The organism is Arthrobacter sp. K5 (assembly GCF_040448525.1).
Lineage (GTDB): Bacteria > Actinomycetota > Actinomycetes > Actinomycetales > Micrococcaceae > Arthrobacter > Arthrobacter globiformis.
The window spans coordinates 2,568,260-2,589,720 of the sequence record NZ_CP159279.1 but is presented as its reverse complement, the minus strand read 5'-3'; the positions used below and the strand labels follow the sequence as shown (position 1 = coordinate 2,589,720).

Below are 21,461 nucleotides of genomic sequence, written 5' to 3'. Positions count from 1 at the left end.
GATTGCCGCGGAGAAGCGGGCTGCGGGGGCCTCCGGAGGCCCGTGTGGCAAGCAGATGCCGCCGAAAGCATGTAATCTAGGGGTACGACAAATTGACCAAACATTCCGGGGCCTCACCGATCGCCAAAGGTGACCACCTCCGGTCCAAGTACAAAAGGGGGTCACGCCATGGGGCGCGGCCGTCAAAAGGCAAAAGCTACCAAGCAGGCTCGGGACATCAAGTACTACTCCCCGAACACCGATTATTCGGCCCTACAGCGTGAGCTCACGGGTCCGGGAAGTCGTGCCACGAGCCATTTCGCGAATGAACCGGTCGAGCCGGACTATTCAGCCTACGTGGATAAGTACGCGGACGATTTGGATGAAGACGACGACGAGGTAGACAGCCGTCGTATCGGTTAGTCGTTTCCCTGAACTGCCGTAAGGCAGTTGGCTGAACGCCGCCGTCGTACACCTCCTGGGTATTTCCCGCATCGGGTTGCCCGTCTCCCTGCCTGATCCGGACATCTGGTCATAGCCAGAGACGTGGCCGCAGGGATGAGTCCGGGTGTCGCCACAGTTATCAGGCCCGTTGGGCACGCCAGTCTTTGGCGTACCCAACGGGCCTTTTGTATATTCCGGGTCCGTTGCAGGGAAAGCCTGGAGTTGATCACCCAGGGCCTCGCCGCCTTCACCGGACGGGCCGTGCACGCCAGCGCCCGGAGGAATTAGGCTGGAGGAACTCAGCCAACGAAAGGTACGGACCCATGGTTCAGCGCAGCGGGTACAGCCTCGGAGAGCTCTGCTGGGCGGACGTCCAGACGCCGGATGTGGCTGCGGCCAAGGCCTTCTACGCCGCCGTGTTCGGGTGGCGCTACGAGGACCTGCCGACTCCGGACGGACGCAGCTACGCGAAGGCCTTCCTGGATGACGATCTCGTGGCGACAGTGGCACCGCAGCCGCAGCAGGGGGGTGCACAGCGGCCCGCGCAGTGGAACGTATACTTCGCCGCGGTGGATGCCCGGGCCGCCGCGGAGGAAGCCGAACACGCCGGCGGCTCGGTGCAGTTCGGGCCGGAGGCCATCGGGGACACCGGAACCATGGTGTTCGTGGAGCCGCCGGGCGGCGGTGCCACCGGCATCTGGCAGGCCGGTACCCACCCGGGCAGCGGGCGGCACAACGAGCCCGGCGCGTTCGCCTGGGCCGAACTGATCACGCCCGAGCCGCAGGCCGCCGTCGGTTTCTTCCAGCAGCTGTTCGGGCACGAGGTGACCGAGTACCCCCAGGACGACGGTGGAACCTACACCACGCTGATGGTGGACGGCGCGGAGGTGGCGGGCATCGCCGCTGCTCCGGAGGAGGACGAGGAGGGCGGGGACGCCGGCAACCGCGGCTGGCAGGTCTACTTCGGCGTCTCCAGCGTCAAGGAAGCGGTGCTGTCGGCTGTTTCCGCCGGCGCCGAGGTGCTCGTGGAGCCGGAGTTTGACGACGACGGCGGCACCGTCGCCACCCTGAAGGACCCCCAGGGCGGGGTGTTCAGCGTCCTGGAAGTTTAAACACGCATCGAGTGCTCCCCAACCGCCCTTATGAAGGTTCTAGAGGGCGGTTGGGCCCACGCCGGCAGGGTTCCCTGGCCGAGCTTGCGAGGCGAGGGGGCCGGTGGGGAGCACTCGATGATGTATTTAAGCGTAGGCGTTGACCAGCTGGACTGCGCCGCCGTCCACGCCCTTGGCGCCCTGCACGTAGTCCGGACCGGTCTTGGCCACGGCGTCCGAATCGGCGCTGACGGCGCCCATGATCCAGGACGGCAGTCCGCGCTCGTTCAGGCGGGCCACGGCAGCGTCTGCAGCTTCGGCGGAGACCACGGCCACCATGCCGACGCCGAGGTTGAGCGTGCGCTCCAGGTCGGGCAGCGGCACGCGGCCCAGCTCGGAAACAAGTTTGAAGATGGCGGGCAGCTCCCAGGTGGAGCGGTCAACGGTGGCCACGAGCCCCTGCGGCAGCACGCGGGCCAGGTTGGCTGCCAGGCCACCGCCGGTGACATGGCTGAAGCCGTGCACAGCCTTGTCCGCGGTGACCGGGAAGGCCCGTGCCAGGTCCAGGCAGTCGGCGGCGTAGACGCGGGTGGGTTCCAGTAGTTCCTCGCCCAGCGTGCGGCCGAGCTCGGACACCTGGCGGTCCAGCGCCCAGCCGGCGTGGTTGATGACGCGCCGGACCAGCGAGTAGCCGTTGGAGTGCAGGCCGGAGGAGGCCATGCCGATCACCACGTCGCCGGCACGGACGCGGTCCGGTCCGAGCAGCGCGCCAGCTTCCACCACGCCGGTGGCGGCGCCGGCGACGTCGTACTCGTGTTCGCCCAGCAGGCCGGGGTGCTCGGCGGTTTCGCCGCCCACCAGCGCGGTTCCGGCCACGGAGCAGGCGGCGGCGATGCCGCGGACGATGTCGGCGATGCGCTCCGGAACCACCTTGCCGCAGGCGATGTAGTCGGTCATGTACAGCGGCTCGGCGCCCACCACCACGATATCGTCCACCACCATGCCCACGAGGTCGTAACCGATGGTGTCGTGGATGTCCATGGCCTGGGCGATGGCCACCTTGGTGCCCACGCCGTCCGTGGAGGTGGCCAGCAGGGGCCTCTTGTAGGTGAGGAGCCTGGAGACGTCATACAGGCCTGCGAAACCGCCGACGCCGCCAATCACCGATGCGTTGTGGGTTGCCTTGACGGCGTCCTTCATAAGCTCGACGGCGCGGTCGCCGGCTTCGACGTCCACACCGGCGGCCGCGTAGGTGATGCCGGTGTTGTTCTGGGCAGCATTCATGTCAGCAGTAGAGGAAGCGGAAGTCATAGGGACTCTTTCTTGTCAGCGCCGACGGTCGCAGCGTCGTGGTGGAGATCGGGCACGCGGTCGGCGTCGGTCAGCAGGTTCTCGAGTTCGGAATCCGGTCCCGGGTCACAGCCCGTGGCGCCCGGCTTTTCCGCGGGGTCCTCGGTCACCGGGATGCTTTCCGGGTTGCCGGGGGTGGCGGCAGCCGGTTCGATGGCGGCGTCGGCGGCAGCATCCGCTGCCGAACCGGCTGCCGAACCGGCGGCCGGAGCGGCGCCGGACGGGGCAGGCAGGCCGCCCAGGTCCGTGCGCTCCAGCAGGTTCTTGCCGAGCTTGTCGGCGCCGGGCAGCTCAATGGGGTACTTGCCCGTGAAGCATGCCGTGCAGAGCCGTTCGCGTGGTTGCTGGGTGGCGCCGATCATGCCGTCTTCGGAAATGTACGCGAGCGAATCGGCGCCGATGGCCTGGGAGATCTCCTCGATGGTGGCGCCGTTGGCGATGAGCTCTGCCCGGGAGGCGAAGTCGATGCCGTAGAAGCAGGGCCACTGGACCGGCGGGGAGGAAATCTTGACGTGGACGGCGGCGGCGCCGGCCTCGCGGAGCATCCGGACGATGGCGCGCTGGGTGTTGCCGCGGACGATCGAGTCATCCACCACCACCACGCGCTTGCCGCGGATCACGGACTCCAGGGCGTTGAGCTTCAGCCGGATGCCCAGCTGGCGCAGCGTCTGCGACGGCTGGATGAACGTGCGGCCCACGTAGGAGTTCTTGACGAAGCCGTGCGCGAACGGGATGCCGGATTCCTCGGCGTAGCCCACGGCCGCGGGCGTGCCGGACTCGGGGACCGGGATGACGATGTCAGCGGTCTGGGTGTTCTCGCGTGCCAGCTGGCGGCCCATCTCCACGCGGGATTCGTAGACGGACCGGCCGGCGATGGCGGCGTCGGGGCGCGCGAGGTAGACGTACTCGAAAACGCAGCCGGCCGGCGTCGGGTCCGCGAAGCGGCGGGACCGCACGCCCTGTTCATCGATGGCGATGAACTCGCCGGGCTCGATCTCCCGGATGAAGCTGGCGCCGACGGTGGCCAGGGCGGACTGCTCGGAAGCGACCACCCAGCCGCGCTCCAGCCGGCCCAGGCAGAGCGGGCGGATGCCGAAAGTGTCACGGGCTGCGTAGAGCGTGCCTTCGTCCATGAAAACGAAGCAGAAGCCGCCGCGGATCTTGGGAAGCAGTTCGAGGGCGGTCTCCTCGAGGGACTTGCCCTCTTCGCCCTCCAGCAGCGCCGTCACCAGGGCGGTGTCGGAGGTGTTGCCCTGCTTCATTTCGCCGCTGAGCTGGCCGCCGTTGCGCTCATGGATCATGGCGTTCAGTTCGGCCGTGTTGGTGAGGTTGCCGTTGTGGGCCAGGGCCACCGTGCCGGTGGCGGTAGCGCCCAGCGTGGGCTGGGCGTTGGCCCAGTGGCTGGCTCCGGTGGTGGAGTAGCGGCAGTGGCCCACGGCCAGGTGCCCGGTCAGGGTGTTCAGCGTGGTCTCGTCGAAGACCTGGGATACGAGGCCCATGTCCTTGTAGACGTTGATCCGCTTGCCGTCGCTGGTGGCTATACCAGCCGACTCCTGACCGCGGTGCTGCAGCGCGTACAGCCCGTAGTAGGTAAGTTTTGCTACTTCTTCACCTGGTGCCCAGACCCCGAAGACGCCGCATGCGTCCATCGGGCCTTTTTCGCCAGGGAGAAGATCATGAGAAAGTTTTCCATCGCCGCGTGCCACTGGTCGATTATCTCACGTCATGGGGTATGGAAATTCCGGCCGCCGGATTATGACCGCTGGCCGGTCTCGCCGTCGTCCGTGGTCCGCTCCGGGGCGGTGCCGGGTTCTGTGGACGGTTCTGTGGACGGATGCGCGGCTGGTGCCGTGCCTGGGTGCGTGCGTTCGGGAGAAAGCTCCGCTTCCGGAACGGCTTCCACGACGCCGCGGCGGGCGCGGCGCACGCTGGCCCGGTCCAGCACCAGGGCAGCAATTGCGCCGAGAATCACACCGGCCGCGGCGCAGGGCACCATGAAGAAGCCGTATACAGCGCCGCGGTCGTAGCTGGCATCGCCGGGCAGGGCATAAGCAATGACCGCCGCCGCGGCGAAGCCCACCAGCCCGCCCAGGATCAGGAAGGGAACATACTTGGGGGCGCGCCGTACGGTGATCTGGCGCTGTTCGGGAATTTCGCCCCGTTCAGGGGTTTGACCCCGTTCAGGGGTGGGCTGGTCGGAAGACATGCCATCTAGCCTACTGTCATCCCGGCGGCCAGCCTGCCCGGCGCGATCAGCCTGTTCAGGCCTGCACCAGCCGCTGCCGCTGCCCGCCGAGCAGGTCTCCGCCGGACATCCGCATGACGTCCCCGGCTTTCAGGTAGGGGAAGCGGCCGGACAGCGCCACGCCCTCCGGGGTGCCGGTGGTGATGAGGTCGCCGGGTTCCAGCACCATGTACTGCGAGAGCCGGCGGACCAGCTCTGCCGGCCCGAAGACCATGTCCGCCGTCGAGCTGTCCTGCCGGACCTCGTCATTGACCCAGGACGCGAGACGGATGTCGTCCGCCTCCACCGCCGCGGCGGGCACCAGCCACGGCCCCACCGGGTTGAAGGTAGGGCAGGACTTGCCGAGGGACCACTGCGGCCCCGAGTGTTCCAGCTGGTACTCGCGCTCGGAGACGTCGTTGGAGAGGACGTAGCCCGCGATGCAGTCCGCCGCCTCGGCGTCGGATGCCAGGTAGCTGGCACGCCGGCCGATGACCACGCCCAGTTCCACCTCCCAGTCCACCCGCTGTGCCCCCGGCGGGATGACGACGTCGTCGTCGGGGCCCACCACGGTGTTGGGATGCTTGAAGAAGATGATGGGGCGCTCCGGCACGGGCAGGCCGGATTCTGCGGCGTGCTCGGCGTAGTTCAGCCCCACGCCGATCACGGCGCCGGGCCTGGCGATCGGCGCACCGATCCGTTTGCCGTCGAGGGTCACCCGGGGGAGGCCGCTCAGGTCCAGGTCCGGCAGCTGGCCGGTCCAGTTCTGCAGGAAGTGCCCGTCAATGTCCTGGGTGACCGGCCGCAGGTCGTAGGCCTGGCCGTCGTCGTCGATGACCACCGGCACCTCCTGGCCCGCCGGGCCAATGCGCATCAGCCGCATGCTGTCTCCTTTCAGCTGCCGCGGTAGGTGGAGTAGGCGAACGGGCTCAGCAGCAGCGGCACATGGTAGTGCTCGGTGCCGGTGACCTCGAAGACCAGGTCCACCTCCGGGAAGAACGTGGTGCCGCCCTGCTGGGCGTAGTAGTCGCCGGTGGCAAAGTTGAGCCGGTAGTTCCCGGGGGCCAGGACCTCCGGTCCCAGGTCCTTCGCGCGGCCGTCCGCATCGGTGGTGCCGCTGCCCAGCTCTGTCCAGCTGCCGCCGTCGTTCGCGTAAAGCACGACGGCGATGCCCGCCGCCGGGCGTCCGGCGCCGGTGTCCAGGACGTGCGTTGTCACATGCGAAACGCTCATTCGCTGATCACTCCTTCCAGGCGCAGCAGGGCAATTTCCCGCAGCTGCTGCGCAACGATGGCGTCTTCCTGCGCCGGGGTATTGGCCAGGCGCTCGTTCAGCGCTGCCAGGATTTCGGGGGCGGTGCGGCCGGCGGCGCGGATCAGGAAGACCCGGCCGAACTTTTCCTCGTACGCGCGGTTACCGCGTGCCAGGGCGTCGGCCACCTCCGTGTCCGCCGGGTCCACGCCTGCCTGTTCGGACCGGGACATGGCGGCCTCGGCGGTCTGCGCGGCGGGGCGTTCGCCGATCCTCGGGTGGTGTGCCATGGCGCCTTCCACCTCGTCCGGGGTAAACGGGGCCGCGGCGGCCCGGGCTCCGTCGAGGAGCTCCTGGCGAGATGCGAACGGGCGCGCAGCGGCAATCTGGTCCACCCAGCGGGGGACGTCGATGCAGGGGCGCAGGACTGCGTTGGCAGCGTCCCTGTCCGCGGCATTGAATTCGGCAAGCTTCACGTTGTGATCCTCAAGCGTCTGCTGGCATCCATGGTGACGGCTATGCGGAGGGCCGGATACTCTCCCGGCGGTCGACATCCCTTGCGAGCGTCGAGTTCCGCATCATGGAACTGTTATTTCAGCATACGTAATAGTGAAGCCGAGCGGGACCGCCGGTGTCAAGAGACTACAGCAGGGGTTGAGCCTGGCGGATAGTATCGGCGTCGGGGGGACTTGACGCTGGGTCGGAGTCCCGCGCGGCGATAGGGGACGGATGAAAGGGACCGGCGCTCGGACGCTCCCGAAGCAGGATATTGACCGGCAGGCCGCACTGCAGGCGTACGGGCTGCTTTCCGGCCAGGACGGCATAACTTCCCCGCCCATCGGCACCGCCCTCACAGGTGCCGGCCGCACTAACGCTGCCCGCACCGCATTGGACAACCTCGTGGACCTGGCGGCCAAACTGTGCGGTGTGCCCTTCAGCGTGGTGAATGTGATTACCGCGGACCAGCAGCGCCAGATCGCGGCGTCTGGCGTCGAGCCGGGCATCTGCTCCCGTGAGGACTCGATGTGCGCCCGGATCTTCCTGACCCGGGAGACCACCGTGGTCCGCGATGCCTCCGAGGACCCGCGCTTTGCGAACAATCCTTTTGTGACCGGTGAGATCGCCGCTGTCCGGTTCTACGCGTCGGTGCCGCTGGAAACCGCCTCCGGCTTCGTGCTCGGCTCGCTGTGCGTTTTCTCCGACGAGCCGGCAAGTCCCGAGCCGGAGCAGATCGCCATGCTGGAGCTCCTCGCCCAGCAGACCGTGGAGCTGCTGGAACTCCAGCACCGGACGCTGCAGTTGAATGCGGCGCTGGATGAGGTGCGGCGGAGCAACGCCAAACTGGGCGAGTTCGCGGGCCGCGTCAGCCACGACCTGCGTATTCCGCTGACCACGATTCTTGGCTACGTGGAACTGAGCGAGGACGATCCGGACATGCAGCCGGAGCATCCGGCCGCTGAATACCTGCAGCTCATCGGTGCCAGCGGCCGGCGCATGCTGGCGATGCTCGAGGACGTGCTGGACTACTCGAAGGTGGGCGGCGCCCTGCATCGGCAGCCCGTCTCACTGCGCGGGGCCGCCGCAGACGTCGCGCGGGACCTCGGCATCCCGTTCGGAGCCGGAGCCACGCTGGACTCGGACGATGCGCAGCTGCACGCGGATCCGCTCCAGCTGCGCGCCCTGCTGCAGAATCTGCTCTCCAACGCCCTGAACTATCGCAGCCCGGAGCGTCCCCTGGAAATCCGGATCAGCGCGGTTTCCAACTACCACGGCACCGCGGTCCTGGTCGCGGACAACGGGAAGGGAATCAGGCCGGAGGACAGGCAGCGCGTGCTGGAGCCGTTGGTGCGCCTGCATCGGGAAGGGGACGGCCCGGGATCCGGGCTGGGCCTGGCCACGTGCCGGCGGATCGCGCAGGCCCACGGGGGTGACCTGACCCTGACGGAGACCCGCGGGGGCGGAACCACCGTGGTGCTGACCTTCCCCGCTGCCCCGTGAGCGGCATTGCGCCGGGGCGTGGCCCGCTCCGGGCCGGCGCCGCCATACTGCTGGCGCTCATGCTCGTCCTCCTGCCGGCCGGCCTTGCTCTTGCCAGCCCGGGCGCCGTATGCAATGCAGACACCGCGGAGAAGGCGGGCGCTGTGGTCAAGGCGGGCGCTGTGGTCGAGGCGGCCACAGTGAAGAATGGGGCCGCCGGGGAGGGACCGTTCTTCGGCGCAGCTCTGGAATGGGGCAAGGACAGCGCCGCCGGCTTCGCGGAGCGGCTGGGTTCGGTGCCGGCCATCTTCGGACACGACATCGCCCTCCCGCTGCAGGAATCCGAGAAGGTCCACATTCGCGAGTTTTTCCGGCAAAGCGACGCGCAGGGAGCCCATGCCCTGCTGACGGTCAAGCCCTCCCGGTCCATGGACCAGGTGTCCGCCGACGACGCAGCAGCGTTTGCCCGGACAGTGGAGCAGCTCGGCGACGGCTTCCGGGGCAAGCTGTACATCAGGTTCGCGCCGGACATGAACACCAGCTGGGTCTCCTGGGGCCAGCAGCCGGAGGCGTACAAGAAGGCATTCCGGACCGTGGCCGCAGCCTTCAAAACCCGGGACGACGCGGGCACCGTCATGGTATGGCAACCCTTCCTGGGCCGCGACTACCCGTTCGAGCGGAACCGCAACGCTCCCGTCCAGGGATCGGACGGGTTCAGGCTGCTGGACACCAACGGCGACGGCCGCTGGGACGGCACCGATGATGCCTACGCGCCGTACTACCCCGGTGACGACGCCGTGGAGTGGTCCGGACTGGGCGCCTATCATGACGACACCGGCGGCGCCTCCGCCGCCAACACACTTCCGGCCGACGGCGAGCTGGCGGCCATGCTCACCGGCAGCGATGGCCGCGGCGGCTACGGCGACTTCTACGCGGACTACGTGCAGGGCCGCAGCAAGCCGCTGATGCTGCAGACTGCCGCATTCTTCAGCTCCACCACCGGCGGCGCGGCGGAACCGGAGATCAAGCTGGCCTGGTGGAACCAGGTGCTCGACCTGGCATCTTCGGAGCGGTTCGGGAACATCGGCGCCGTTGTCTGGGACGAACGGACCAGTACCCGGGACACCGGGGTGGCGGCCATCGACTGGCGGCTGACGGGCCAGCCCGGCATCGCCGCGGCAGTGGGCGCGCGGCTGGCGGACTCAGCGCTGGTCACCGGGCCGGTGACGGCCCGCGGCAACCTGGCCGGGGACGATTCAGACGGTGTTGGGAAAGTCCTCGGCGGAGTCGGTGCGTGGACGACGGCGGCTGTCCTGGCCGCCGTCGTCAGCTTGCTTTGGCTGCTTCCGCGCTTTCTGCCCCGGGCAGCGGGCTGGGCGTACGGCGACCCCTCCCCGCGTGATTCCCGGGTGGACTTCCTGCGCGGCCTCGCCATCGTGTTCGTGGTGGTCAACCACGTGGGCATGACCTCGTTGTTCCAGCTGCTCACCCAGGAGGCTGTGGGCTTCGTCTCCGGAGCGGAGCTCTTTGTGCTCTTTTCGGGGCTGGTGTTGGGCATGGTGTTCGGACCCCGGGTGAAGGACAGCTTTGGTGACGTAATTGACCACACCACCAAACGCGCCGGCAAGCTCTACGCCACGGCACTCGTGGTACTGATCGGCGTATTCCTGATCTCCCTGGTTCCCGCGATCAACGCGGACACCCTGACCTCCTTCGTGGACCAGGGCACGGGGGCGGCCGGACGCGGCGGAGCGGGGCGCTCCTACGACCTGTATGCCGGAATGGACTCGCTGCTGCACTTCCCGGTGGCGCCGGAGGTCATCCCGGGCATCCTGCTGCTGCAGTTCGGCCCCTGGCAGTTCAACGTGATGGGCCTGTACGTGATCCTGCTCCTGGCCAGCCCGCTGGTCCTCTGGGCCCTGTCGCGGGGAAAGGTGCTGTGGGTGCTGGCCGCCACCACGGCGCTGTACGCGGCCGGGGCCGTCTTCCGGATCCGGCTCCTGCCCTCCGAATTCGAGGATTCCTTCCCGCTGCTGGTGTGGCAGGTGCTGTTTATCGTCGGCATGGTGGCCGGCTACCACCGGCGCCGGATCATCGGCTGGCTGTCCGCCCATTCGTGGGTGGTGGTGGTGTGCACCGTGTTGGCGGCGGCCTTCGCGTTCCTGGCTTGGGGCAACCCCTACCTGGCCAACAGCTTCGACGTCCGCGTGGCCATCCTGCCGGACACGGGCTACCGGGCGCTGTATGACGCCTACTTCGGCCGGACCTACCTCGGAGTGGGACGGCTGCTGAACGTCCTGGTGCTGGTGGTCGCGGCCTATGCGCTGCTGACGGCGTACTGGAAGCCGGTCCACCGGGCGCTGGGGTGGTTCCTCATCCCGCTGGGCCGGGCCACACTGTATGTCTTCATCATTCACGTGGCCCTGATCGCCGTCGTCGCCAACATCCCGGCCCTGCAGGAGGGCCGGGTGCTGTTCAACACCGCCGCCTATGCGGTGATCCTGGCGCTGCTCTGGGTCATGGTCCGGACCCGCTTCCTTTTCCGCGTCATCCCCACCTGACGGGGCTCACCCCGTTGGCGCCGGCGGGCCGTGCCGGGGTGGGCACGGCGGGCGCCGGCGCCCTAGCCCCGGCGGGTGGCCAGGGCGCTGCGCAGCGCGTCCGCCGCGGCTGTGCTGCTGTTGATCCGCCAGTCTGTCTCCTTGTTGAAGTGGAACCAGGTCAGGGCCGTGACATCCCCCTGGGCGGCCAGGTAGCCCACCAGGGACGTCGCCCATTCGGCCTTCGACCCGCCCTGCTCCGCGGCGGACGTCTCGCCGATGAGGATCTGCTTGCCGGGAGCCAGGCCGCGGAGTTCTGCCAGGCCCTGCCCGAACAGCTGGGACGGCGAGACCCACGTGCTCCAGGACGCTGACGTGCCCCAGTTGTAGCCGTCGAGTGCCACCGCGTCCACGTAGGTGGCGCCGGGGTAGAGGGCAGTCAGCGGAGCGGAGCCCCAGTACGGCACATTCGGGTTCCACACCCAGGTGACGTTTGCGGCGCCAGTGGAGGCCACGACGTCGTGGACGTGCCGCCACGCGGCAACATAGTCCCCCGGGCCGTTCCCGTTGAGCTGTTCCGACCACGGGTACCAGTTGCCGTTCATCTCGTGGCCGAAGCGCAGCATCACGGGATGGCCCCAGGTTGCCAGGGCCTGCCCCCACTGCCGCAGGTAGGGATCGAAGTCGCCGGCGGTGATGCGGTCCAGCGCGTAGGCGGGCTGGGACGTGCCTCCGCCCCAGGCCCACGGCTCCCACGTCAGCAGGACCACCGCGCCGCGGCTCCGGGCTGCCTCAAGTTCGGCGAGCGGCGGCGCCTGGTTGAAATCCTTGTAGGACAGGATGACCGACGGCGCCTCCCCGGCCAGTGCGGCCACCTCGTCGAGTTCCGCCGAAGCCAGCGGCCCGCCGGGTGTGCCCACCCCGAACCGCAGGAGGGACGTGCCGGGCTGCGGTGCTGACGGCGCCGTCGATGTTGCCGACCCGTCTCCCGGGGCGGCCGCGGGGGCGGGCTCAGGAGCAGGATCGGCGGCAGAGGGGGAGCTGTACGTGAGGGTGAAAGGGGCCGAAGCACTCACCCTGCCGGAGGCGGCGGTTACGGGAACCACCGGATGGGCGCTCTCTGGAATGACAAGCGCAGCCGTGAAGTAGCCGGATGCGCTGGCCGTGAAGGGAACCGCATTGGCCCCGGCGCTGAGCGTTCCCGGGCTCTTCTTCGGGAAGCCTGTCCCGGTCACGGTGACGGTGGTGCCGGCGGGCCCGGATACCGGGTCGAGTGTGATGGCGGCCGGGGCGGCCTGCGCAGGTGTGCCGGCCGCCGTGATGCTGGCCGGCAGGGCTACGCACAGGGCAGCGAGGACAGTGGCGAGTAACTTGGGCAGTCTCATAGTCAGCTCAAGGTACCGTCAAGTTCTTGGCCTAGGCGCTGCAGGAGCGCAGCATCAGCGAAGGATTCGCGCAGCGGTCAGGAGCCGATGGGCTCCCGCGACAGAACCCAGGTGTTTGTTCCGTCCTGCCGGGTGAACGTCACTGTGGTGACCAGCGCACGGATCAGCGCCAGCCCGCGTCCCGACTCGGCGTCCTCGCCGGGCATGGCGGGATCGCCGTCGTCGATCGCCGGGCTGGCGGCGCCGAAGGCGCTGACCTCGGCCTGCAGGCTGGTCTGGCGGATGCAGATGTCCACGCCGAGTTCCACTGGGTCTGCTGACTCCGGCTCCGCATGCTGGACCACGTTGGCGGCGGCCTCGATCACGGCGGTGGCGAACGTCATCCGGTCCATGTCCGGGACGAACGGGGCGTCCTCCCAGAGGTCGTCCAGCTGGCCGTGCACGGCATCGACGGCCTCGGGCGTTGCCACGTTCCGGAAGCTCCGGCGGGCCAGGACGTCAGTCATTGCCGAACGCCTCGTCCGCGGTGGCGTAGGACGTCAGCACGCGGTCCATGCTGGTCAGTTCCAGGACCATCTTCACCTGCGGCTGGACGGCGGCGATGCGGAGGTCACCGCCTGCCTGGCGGGCCGCCTTCAGGCAGCCGATGAGGGCTCCCAGCCCCGAGGAATCCATGAATGCGGTGTCCTCCAGGTTCACCACGATCCGGCTGGACCCCGAGGCAACAACGTCCGCCACGAACTCCCGCAGCTTCGGCGCGGACACCATGTTCAGGCGGCCGGCGGCCTTGATTTCGGCGTACGAATCCTTGACCTCGTAACTAAGATCCATCCGTCTTCCTCTCTTCGATCAAACCCTCTGCCGGAAGATTCTCCGGCCCTGAACCCTCTTCGAAACCATCTGCCTCAAAACCCTTGTACAGCACGGCCCGGACCAGGATGCTCATGACCACGAGGTCGAAGACCACCCAGGCCACGTTGACCAGCGTACCGATCGGTTCGGACATCCCGGCGGCAAGCCGCGCGACGCCCACCACCGAGGAGATGGCCAGCAGCACGGACACCACGATCTGCGGCCGGATCAGGCTCCAGCTGGGGCCGCCCGTCTGGCGGTCCTTGGGTGTGACGGCGAACCCAAGGGGACGTCCGAACCAGACGTTCCGGGCCGCCGTCGTGCACGCCTTGATCCAGGTGGGGAACAGCGCAAGGCTGTACTGCTGCCCGCGCCAGGTGGGGATGCCGCGGCCGGCGATGGCAAACAGCAGCTGGTTGACCACCATGAAGGGGATGAAGCGGATGAAGAAGTCGGCGCTGAGGCTGGTGACCGGCAGGATGCCGAGCAGCAGGTAGACGATGGGGGCGGCGAAGTAGATCACCGCGGCAAAGCCGCTCAGGTACGTCCACATGGTGGCGAAGTACATGAGCCGCTGGCCCAGTTTGAGGCCGCGCTGCACCAGCGGGTTTTCGCGGAGCATCACCTGGATGGTGCCCTGGGCCCAGCGCAGCCGCTGCGTCAGCATGGTGGCGAGGTCCTCCGGGGCAAGGCCGTAGGCGAGGACCTCGTGGTGGTAGACGCTCTCCCATCCCATTCCGTGGATGCGCATGGCGGTGGCCATGTCCTCGGTCACGGAGATGGTGGCCAGCGGCATGACGGGCTGGGCTTCGCCGGTGCGTTCCACGGAGAGGGCGTCCAGGACCGCCTGCACCGATTCGATGGCACCGAGCGGGGACCAGTCCCGGGCGGACATGCGCTGCACGGCGTCGTCGGCCACCACCGGGACGCCGGAATCACCGACGTGGGCGAGTTCCATGGCGGCGATTTCCTCAAGGTCTGCCTGCAGTGCCGATACGTCGGCCTGGACGAGGGCCTGGACAGCCTGGTCCACTTTCCGACGGACCCGGTAGGTGATCTCGCTCAGCGACTCGCCGTCGTCAAGCTGGCGTCGGGCTTCCAGGGTGGCGGCCTCCACCTCGTCGAGCATCTGCGCCACGAGGAGGTTGTCCGATTCCGCCGATTTCCGCGCCTTCCGGATGGCCGACTGCGATGCCGCCAGGGCGCGCCGGATGCTCTTTTCCGTCTCCTTGACGTAGCCCACCAGGCCCAGCTGCATGAGGGCCTCGCGGCGGAGGATGGCGTTGGATCCGCAGAAGAAAGCGGCGTTCCAGCCGTCCTTGCCCTGCTGGATGGGGCCGTAGAACAGCGGCGCCTGGCTTCCGAGCGGATCAGAGGCCGGGACGTTGCTGAAGTACTGGGGCGTCTGCACCAGCGCAACCTTGGGGTTGGTGAAGTAGCCCAGCGTTTTGTCGAGGATGTCCGGCTCAGGGATCTGGTCGGCGTCGAGGATGAGCAGGAACTCGCCTTCGGTGACCATCAGGGCGTTGTTCAGGTTGCCCGCCTTTGCATGGCGGGGCATGTTCTTCCAGTCCTCGCTGCGGGTGACGTACCCCAGTCCGTGCTCCTCGGCGAGGCGGCGCATCTCGGGGCGGGCGCCGTCGTCCAGGATCCAGGTGCTGTGCGGGTGCCGGATGCGTTTCGCGGCGAGGGCCGTGGTCATCACCAGGTCCAGCGGCTCGTTGTACGTGGTGATGAAGACGTCCACGGTGGCGTCGGCAGGCGGAGGCGGCGCAGCCTTGCGGATCTTCAGGCGCCACACGGTCATGCCGAACAGCATGACGTCGATGAGGCTGTAGGTCTCCGCAGCCACGAGCGGCACCGCGATCCACCAGGCATCCCAGTTCAGCGAGGCCAGCCAGCGCCACGCGATGTAGTTGATCCCCAGGAGCACCGTTAAAAGCACCACCACCCGGATCCAGAAACGCGTCACGGCGCCGCCGTTCCGGCCGCCCCGGCCAGGCGGCGCACCATGACCGCAGTGACATCGTCCTCCGCGGTGTCGGCCGGGGCCAGTTGGAGCAGGGCGGCGCAGGCTTCCCTCGCGGTGGGCTGCCCATGCGTCGACCGGCGGACGGCGTCGGTGAACTCCTCGACGGAGCCAAACACGTCAAGGACGCCGTCGCTGACGACGACGAGCGAGTCACCGGGGGCAAGCGCCAGGTCCGCTTCGGTCCAGTCGGCGTCACCCCAGGCTCCGACGGGCGGGCCGCTGGACGGAAGCCGCTGCGCACCGCCGTCGGCCTGGAGGTGAAGCGCCAGGCCGTGGCCGGCGTCGACATAGCTGACTTTGCCGGAGCCGGCGTCCAGCCGGGCGTGGAAAAGCGTGACGAAGGACCCGGAGATGTCCAGGTCCGAGGCGATCGAACGGCTGGCCAGGCTGAAGGCATTTCCAAGGTCCGGGTCGTGCCGGACCGAGCGCATGACTGCCCGGGCGGTGGCCGCGATGAGGGCGGCGCCCATGCCCTTGCCCATGGCGTCGGCGAACGTCAGGTGGAGCCCGCCGGGGGTCTGGTACCAGTCGTAGAAGTCGCCGCCCACGCTGCGTGAGGGGCGGAAGACACCAGCCACCTCATAGCCATCCAGCCGGACTTCCTCGCGGGGGAGCAGGCTTTGCTGCACCTCGGCGGCGCGGCGGAGGTCGTTTTGGGCCGCTTCGTCCGCGGCTGGGGTGCGGGAACGGCGGAACAGCGCGTTGATCCGGGACTGGAACTCACGGGGGCTGAAGGGCTTGTTGATGTAGTCGTCCGCCCCGTTGTCCAGGCCGGTGAGCTTGTCCAGCTCATCCACCCTGGCCGTGAGCATGATGATGAACGCGTCTGAGAACTCACGCAGCCGCTTGCAGACCTCCAGCCCGTCCAGATCGGGAAGGTTGAGGTCCAGGGTGACCAGGTCGGCCCTGGTGTTCCGCACCGCCTCGATGCCCGGGAAACCGGCGCCGGCCTCGGTGACTTCGAAGCCCTGTTTGGTCAGGACCCGGACCAGCAGTCCGCGGATGTCCGGGTCATCCTCGATAACGACGGCGCGGCGCGGCTCAGGGGTTGCAGGCATGCCTCTATTAAGTCCGGTCTTTACAGACTTGTCACGCCGGACGCGCAGCGTGTCCAGCGTATTCGGCCGGAGTGAACCCGCTGTCAACGCTTCCTCAGCTTTTGCCGCCTTTTGACCGATCCTTCCTCACCTTTCGTCGGGTCCTGCCTGACGCTTCCTCAGCTTTCGTCGGGTCCTGCCTGACGCTTCCTCAGCTTTCGTCGGGTCCTGCCTGACGCTTCCGCAATCGGTGCGGAAGCGTTTGGGCTTGTCCTGCAGGACCTGAGGAAGGATCGGTGCATGGGGCGCAGGATCTGAGGAAGGGTTGCGGACGGAGGGGGTGGCTGGGGGCCTCGGCGGGCCAAGAATTGTCAAAGCTGGGAGAAGTAGGCTGTGCAAGCCGTGGCTATCCGCCGCGGCACCGTTCCGGCCGGAAGATAATCGGATATGCAGATCCTGGTGGTTGAAGACGACGAATCGGTGGCCGCCGGCGTGCTGGAGGGCCTGACCAGGGCCGGCTTCCAGGCCCGGCACGTCGCGGACGGGGCAGGGGCGCTCGCCGCGGTCCGGTCCTCCAGCCCTGACTTCGTGCTCCTGGACCTGGGGCTGCCGGACATGGACGGCACGGACGTCTGCCGGTCCATCCGGTCCCTGACCATGACGCCGATCATCGTTGTCAGTGCCCGCGACGAGGAGATCGACCGGGTGCTGGCCCTGGAGCTGGGCGCGGACGACTACCTGGTGAAGCCGTTCGGAATGCGGGAACTCATCGCGCGGATCCGGGCCGTGGCCCGCCGCACGGCCGACCCCCAGTCCGGGACCGCTCCGCCGGCTGACGGCACCCGTGTGATCGGCACGCTGAGCATCGACCAGCGCTCACGCAGGGTCCTGGTGGACGGCGCTGAAATCCACCTCACTGCCAAGGAGTTCGAGCTCCTCTATTACCTGGCCGAGGACCCCGGCGCCGTGTGCCAGCGCAGCGACATTCTGCGCGCGGTGTGGGACGGCACCTGGTACGGAACCACCAAGACGCTGGATGCGCATGTGGCCGCTATCCGGAAGAAGCTCGGCGACCCCCGCTGGATCGAGGCGGTGCGCGGCGTCGGGTTCAGGCTGGACGTGCCCGGGTGAGATGGCGGCTGATTGGAGCGTTCATGGCCATCACGCTCCTGGTGGTGCTGGTGCAGGACATTCCGCTGGGCAGCTACCTCGTCCGGGTGGAACGGGACCGCCTGGCCACCTCGCTCGAACGCGACGCCTTCCTGCTCAGCGGGCGGGCACGGCAGTTGCTTGAGACGGGAGGTCCCGCGCCCGGGACGGTGGCCACGGCCGTCCGCGATTACGGCCGCGCCAGCGGGGCACGAGTGGTGGTCGTGGACCGCGCCGGGACCGCGGTGGCGACGTCCGACGACGACCAGTCGGCTACCGGGGCCTCCTACCTTTCGCGCCCCGAAATTTCCGCCGCGCTCGCCGGTCAGATCACCTCCGGCCAGCGCCACTCGGACACCCTGGGCTTCGACCTGGTGTACGTCACGGTTCCCGTCCTCAGCGGCGAGAACATCACCGGTGCGGTGCGCCTGACGTACCCGGCATCGGTGGTGGAGGACCGCGTGTCCGGCCAGCTGAGGGTGATGTGGGCGGTGGCGGGCACCACCGTGCTGTTGGCCGGCCTGCTGGCCTACCTGATGGCCGGCGCCGTGACCGGGCGGATCAAACGGCTGCAGAAGGCCACCGAACTGCTCGCGGAAGGCAACCTCGCCACCCGCACCGAGGAGGAGCAGGGCCCGCCGGAGCTGCGCACCCTGGCACGGTCCTTCAACCAGATGGCGGACCGGCTGGAGCACCTGCTGCAGCAGCAGCGCGGATTTGCCAGCGACGCGTCCCACCAGCTGCGCACCCCGCTGACTGGACTGCGGCTGCGGCTGGAGAACGCCGTGGACGCTGTTGGCAACGATCCCGACGGCGCGCGCGTCATGGTGGCCGACTCGCTGGAGGAGACGTACCGGCTGCAGCGCATCATCGACGGCCTGCTCCTCCTGAGCCGGGCGGACAGCCGGCACGTTGACCGGGAGGACGTGGACCTCAGCGAGATCGCCCGGAACCGCGTGGAGCAGTGGGAGGCGCTGGCCGAGGAAAGCGGAGTGCGGACGGTACTGGACGCGGTTCCGGAGGCGAGGGTGCTGGCCATGCCCGGCGCGGCGGAACAGATCATCGACAACCTCATCGACAACGCCCTGGCCGTGGCGCCGCCGGACTCGGAGATCCGCCTCGTGGTCCGCCCGGACGGCGCCTCCGGAGCTTTCGAGCTGCACGTGCTCGACGACGGTCCCGGGCTTTCCGAGGAGGACCGGCACCGGGCCTTCAACCGCTTCTGGCGCGGCCAGTCGACGTCCGAGGGCAGCGGCCTGGGCCTGGCCATCGTCCAGCAGCTCGCCGAGGCGAGCGGCGCGGCGGCGTCCCTCGAAGCCAGGCCCGGCGCCCCGGGCCTGGACGCCCGCGTGACATTCAGGGCCGCCCCGCGCCCCTGACCGGACTTCGGCCATCGCCCGGACAGCAGATGCACCATCACGGGTTTCGCCATATTCTGGCCAAGTGGATACAAGCACCGTGAACTCCGGCGAACAGGTTGACAGGCAGGAACGCATTCTCGAAGCCGCGCTGGGCCTGCTGTCTCGCCACGGCATCTCAGGCGTGAACATGCGCGCTGTGGCCCGCGAGGCCGGGGTCGCACTGGGGCTCGTCAATTACTACTACGAAGACAAGTCGAGCCTGATCCGTGCGGCCTTGCACCGGATCGACGAACGCGATCTCAAGCTCGTGGCGCCCGATCCGGCATCGGCCCCGGACGAACAGCTCCAGAAAGCCCTCCGGCGCGTTGCCGACCCGGAATTGCTGACCACCCAACACCTGTCCCTGCGCCTCCACCTTTGGGCGCTCGCGCAGGCCCATGAGGACTTTGCGCTGATAAACGCTGCTGCATTTGAGCGGTATCTCGATGGGCTCGCGGCGCTGATAGGGAATGCCAAACCCGAGCTTTCCGGCGATGAATGCAGGGAGCGGGCGGCTGACATCGTCGTCGTGCAAAACGGGATGTGGCTGACGGCGCTCCTTGGCGTCGATGAGGCATCCATCCGCAGGAGCATCGCCCGCACGGAGCAAATCGCCTTCGCCGCGTAGCGGATCCAACCCCGAGTTAGAACAAGCGCAACCCGGGCTCGCCAAAACCGGCACAGCCCGGCCCTTCGGCAAACTGCACCCAAAAAATCTTGAACATCGGTTCAGTTTTAACCTTGAACACTTGTTCAAGGTGGACTACTCTGCATGTGTATGACCTACACCACACAAACGGGGTCCCGCCGAAATAAAGGCGTTTCATGCGCGACTCCCGGCTCGGCGGCCAAAGGTTTCGGACCGAGGGAAAACTCGACCCGCCGCAACTCCCAGACCATCCCGTCAACCCCCACGCGGGGGTAAAGACCAGCCAAGTACGTTTCCGGGGTTTCGCGATATCGCCAGCGTCCGGATGAAGGACAACCCGCCCTCAGCGGTTGATCTGCACCAGGTAGAAGGAGAATTTGCATGACACAGACCACTTACGACTACGTCATCGTCGGCGGCGGAAGCGCGGGTTCCGTGCTCGCCAACCGCCTGAGCGACGGAGGCCAGAGCAGCGTCCTGGTTCTTGAGGCCGGCCGGAGCGACTACCCCTGGGACCTTTTCATCCAGATGCCTGCCGCGCTGACCTTCCCCAGCGGCAACCCGTTCTACGACTGGCGTTACGAGTCCGATCCCGAGCCCCACATGGGCGGCCGTCGCGTGGCGCACGCCCGCGGCAAGGTCCTGGGCGGCTCGAGCTCCATCAACGGCATGATCTTCCAGCGCGGAAACCCGCTCGACTACGAGCGCTGGGGCGCCGACGCCGGCATGGAAACGTGGGACTTCGCGCACTGCCTCCCGTACTTCAACCGGATGGAAAACGCGCTGGCCGCCGACCCCGACGATGAACTGCGCGGACACTCCGGCCCGCTGGTGCTGGAGCGCGGCCCCGCCACCAACCCGCTGTTCCAGGCGTTCTTCGCCGCCGCCCAGGAAGCGGGCTACCCCCTGACCGACGACGTCAACGGCTACCGCCAGGAGGGCTTCGCGGCGTTCGACCGCAACGTCCACAAGGGCCAGCGGCTCTCCGCTTCCCGCGCCTACCTGCGGCCTGAATTCGGCCGGAAGAACCTGACCGTCCTGACCCGTGCGCTCGTCACCAAGGTCAACTTCAAGGGCAACGTGGCCACCGGCGTCACCTACCGCCGCAACGGCAAGACCCACCAGGTGACCGCGGGCGAAGTGATCCTGGCCGGCGGCGCCATCAACACCCCGCAGCTTCTGCAGCTCTCCGGCGTGGGCAACGCAGCCCACCTGAACTCGCTGGGCATCAACTCCGTGGTGAACCTGCCCGGCGTCGGCGAAAACCTCCAGGACCACCTCGAGGTCTACATCCAGCACGCCTGCACCCAGCCGGTCTCCATGCAGCCCGCCCTGGACCTGTGGCGCTACCCGCTGATCGGGCTGCAGTGGATGCTGGGACGGAAGGGTCCGGCCGCCACCAACCACTTCGAGGGCGGCGGCTTCGTCCGCTCCAACGAGGACGTGGCGTACCCCAACCTCATGTTCCACTTCCTCCCGGTTGCCGTCCGCTACGACGGACAGAAGGCGGACGCCAAGCATGGCTACCAGGTGCACATCGGCCCCATGTACTCCGACGCCCGCGGCAGCCTGAAGATCAAGTCCACCGATCCCACGGTGCACCCGTCGATGCTGTTCAACTACCTCTCCACCGACCAGGACCGCCGCGAATGGGTCGAGGCGATCCATGTTGCCCGCGACATCCTGGGCCAGTCGGCCATGGGACCCTTCAACGGCGGCGAGCTTTCCCCCGGCCGGAGCGTGCAGACCGACGCGGAGATCCTTGACTGGGTGGCCCGCGACGCCGAGACGGCGCTGCACCCGTCCTGCACCGCGAAGATGGGCCCGGACTCCGACCCCATGGCCGTGGTGAACCCGCTGGACATGACCGTGCACGGCACACGCGGCCTCCGCGTGGTGGACGCCTCGGCCATGCCGTACGTCACCAACGGCAACATCTACGCCCCGGTGATGATGCTCGCCGAAAAGGCCGCCGACCTGATCGCCGGCAAAGCGCCGCTCGCACCCCAGCACGCCGAGTTCTACCGGCACGGAGTGAGCCCGCTGGAACGCGGCGGATCCGTGCCGGCGGCAGCCGCTGCCGTGGCGGCGAAGGGTTAAG

At 68.1% G+C, this 21,461-nt stretch carries 19 protein-coding genes; 8 read left to right on the top strand and 11 right to left on the bottom strand.

Annotated elements, in window-relative coordinates; genetic code table 11:
- The first annotated feature begins 168 nt into the window (after nt 1–168).
- Nucleotides 169–402, top strand: a complete 234-nt coding sequence (locus ABRP34_RS11750) for a DUF3073 domain-containing protein (protein WP_003803040.1) — start codon at nt 169–171, stop codon at nt 400–402.
- Between the two features lie 344 nt (nt 403–746).
- Nucleotides 747–1,535, top strand: a complete 789-nt coding sequence (locus ABRP34_RS11745) for a VOC family protein (RefSeq protein WP_353710328.1) — start codon at nt 747–749, stop codon at nt 1,533–1,535.
- Nucleotides 1,536–1,661: 126 nt separating this feature from the next.
- Here the strand turns inward: ABRP34_RS11745 and purM are convergent, their stop codons facing one another.
- Genes purM through uraD form a run of 6 tightly spaced genes read right to left on the bottom strand, consistent with a single transcriptional unit; the run spans nt 1,662 to nt 6,815 of the window.
- The gene (gene purM, locus ABRP34_RS11740) at nt 1,662–2,825 is read right to left on the bottom strand and encodes a phosphoribosylformylglycinamidine cyclo-ligase (protein ID WP_353710327.1); all 1,164 of its coding nucleotides are present in this window, start codon (nt 2,823–2,825) and stop codon (nt 1,662–1,664) included.
- Nucleotides 2,822–4,570: an amidophosphoribosyltransferase gene (gene purF, locus ABRP34_RS11735; protein WP_353710326.1), complete on the bottom strand. Its 1,749-nt coding sequence runs from the start codon at nt 4,568–4,570 to the stop codon at nt 2,822–2,824. Before purF ends, purM begins: the two co-directional genes overlap by 4 nt.
- 47 nt (nt 4,571–4,617) lie before the next feature.
- Nucleotides 4,618–5,070, bottom strand: coding sequence for a hypothetical protein (locus ABRP34_RS11730; protein WP_353710325.1), 453 nt, complete (start codon nt 5,068–5,070; stop codon nt 4,618–4,620).
- 55 nt (nt 5,071–5,125) lie between these two features.
- Nucleotides 5,126–5,971 (bottom strand): fumarylacetoacetate hydrolase family protein, encoded by an 846-nt coding sequence (locus ABRP34_RS11725; protein ID WP_353710324.1) that lies wholly within the window; start codon nt 5,969–5,971, stop codon nt 5,126–5,128.
- An 11-nt stretch (nt 5,972–5,982) separates the two neighbouring features.
- Entirely contained in the window at nt 5,983–6,321 is a 339-nt protein-coding gene (gene uraH, locus ABRP34_RS11720; protein WP_003803028.1) for a hydroxyisourate hydrolase, read from the bottom strand.
- Nucleotides 6,318–6,815, bottom strand: a complete 498-nt coding sequence (gene uraD, locus ABRP34_RS11715) for a 2-oxo-4-hydroxy-4-carboxy-5-ureidoimidazoline decarboxylase (protein ID WP_003803026.1) — start codon at nt 6,813–6,815, stop codon at nt 6,318–6,320. Before uraD ends, uraH begins: the two co-directional genes overlap by 4 nt.
- Nucleotides 6,816–7,068: 253 nt before the next feature.
- Between uraD and ABRP34_RS11710 the strand changes: the two genes are divergently transcribed.
- Nucleotides 7,069–8,337 (top strand): GAF domain-containing sensor histidine kinase, encoded by a 1,269-nt coding sequence (locus ABRP34_RS11710; protein ID WP_353710323.1) that lies wholly within the window; start codon nt 7,069–7,071, stop codon nt 8,335–8,337.
- Nucleotides 8,334–10,877: an OpgC domain-containing protein gene (gene opgC, locus ABRP34_RS11705; protein WP_353710322.1), complete on the top strand. Its 2,544-nt coding sequence runs from the start codon at nt 8,334–8,336 to the stop codon at nt 10,875–10,877. Before ABRP34_RS11710 ends, opgC begins: the two co-directional genes overlap by 4 nt.
- 62 nt (nt 10,878–10,939) lie before the next feature.
- Here the strand turns inward: opgC and ABRP34_RS11700 are convergent, their stop codons facing one another.
- The 5 genes from ABRP34_RS11700 to ABRP34_RS11680 all read right to left on the bottom strand — a co-directional run bounded on the left by ABRP34_RS11700 (nt 10,940) and on the right by ABRP34_RS11680 (nt 16,183).
- Nucleotides 10,940–12,241, bottom strand: coding sequence for a glycosyl hydrolase (locus ABRP34_RS11700; RefSeq protein ID WP_353710321.1), 1,302 nt, complete (start codon nt 12,239–12,241; stop codon nt 10,940–10,942).
- A gap of 77 nt (nt 12,242–12,318) precedes the next feature.
- On the bottom strand, nt 12,319–12,747 hold the full coding sequence (locus ABRP34_RS11695; RefSeq protein WP_314195712.1) for an ATP-binding protein: 429 nt from the start codon (nt 12,745–12,747) through the stop codon (nt 12,319–12,321).
- The gene (locus tag ABRP34_RS11690; protein ID WP_003803017.1) at nt 12,740–13,072 is read right to left on the bottom strand and encodes an STAS domain-containing protein; all 333 of its coding nucleotides are present in this window, start codon (nt 13,070–13,072) and stop codon (nt 12,740–12,742) included. The genes ABRP34_RS11695 and ABRP34_RS11690 overlap by 8 nt, the downstream gene beginning before the upstream one ends.
- Nucleotides 13,062–15,065 (bottom strand): glycosyltransferase, encoded by a 2,004-nt coding sequence (locus ABRP34_RS11685; protein ID WP_353710320.1) that lies wholly within the window; start codon nt 15,063–15,065, stop codon nt 13,062–13,064. The genes ABRP34_RS11690 and ABRP34_RS11685 overlap by 11 nt, the downstream gene beginning before the upstream one ends.
- On the bottom strand, nt 15,062–16,183 hold the full coding sequence (locus ABRP34_RS11680) for a fused response regulator/phosphatase (RefSeq protein ID WP_353710319.1): 1,122 nt from the start codon (nt 16,181–16,183) through the stop codon (nt 15,062–15,064). The genes ABRP34_RS11685 and ABRP34_RS11680 overlap by 4 nt, the downstream gene beginning before the upstream one ends.
- A 426-nt stretch (nt 16,184–16,609) precedes the next feature.
- Between ABRP34_RS11680 and ABRP34_RS11675 the strand changes: the two genes are divergently transcribed.
- The 4 genes from ABRP34_RS11675 (at nt 16,610) to betA (ending at nt 21,460) form a co-directional block, all read left to right on the top strand.
- Complete coding sequence (locus tag ABRP34_RS11675) at nt 16,610–17,293, top strand: response regulator transcription factor (protein WP_003803012.1); 684 nt, start codon at nt 16,610–16,612, stop codon at nt 17,291–17,293.
- 23 nt (nt 17,294–17,316) lie between these two features.
- On the top strand, nt 17,317–18,690 hold the full coding sequence (locus tag ABRP34_RS11670) for an ATP-binding protein (protein ID WP_353710318.1): 1,374 nt from the start codon (nt 17,317–17,319) through the stop codon (nt 18,688–18,690).
- Nucleotides 18,691–18,754: 64 nt separating this feature from the next.
- A complete protein-coding gene (locus tag ABRP34_RS11665) occupies nt 18,755–19,339 on the top strand; it encodes a TetR/AcrR family transcriptional regulator (RefSeq protein ID WP_353710317.1) in 585 nt (194 codons plus the stop codon).
- Between the two features lie 402 nt (nt 19,340–19,741).
- The gene (gene betA, locus ABRP34_RS11660) at nt 19,742–21,460 is read left to right on the top strand and encodes a choline dehydrogenase (RefSeq protein WP_353710316.1); all 1,719 of its coding nucleotides are present in this window, start codon (nt 19,742–19,744) and stop codon (nt 21,458–21,460) included.
- Nucleotide 21,461 lies beyond the last annotated feature (1 nt).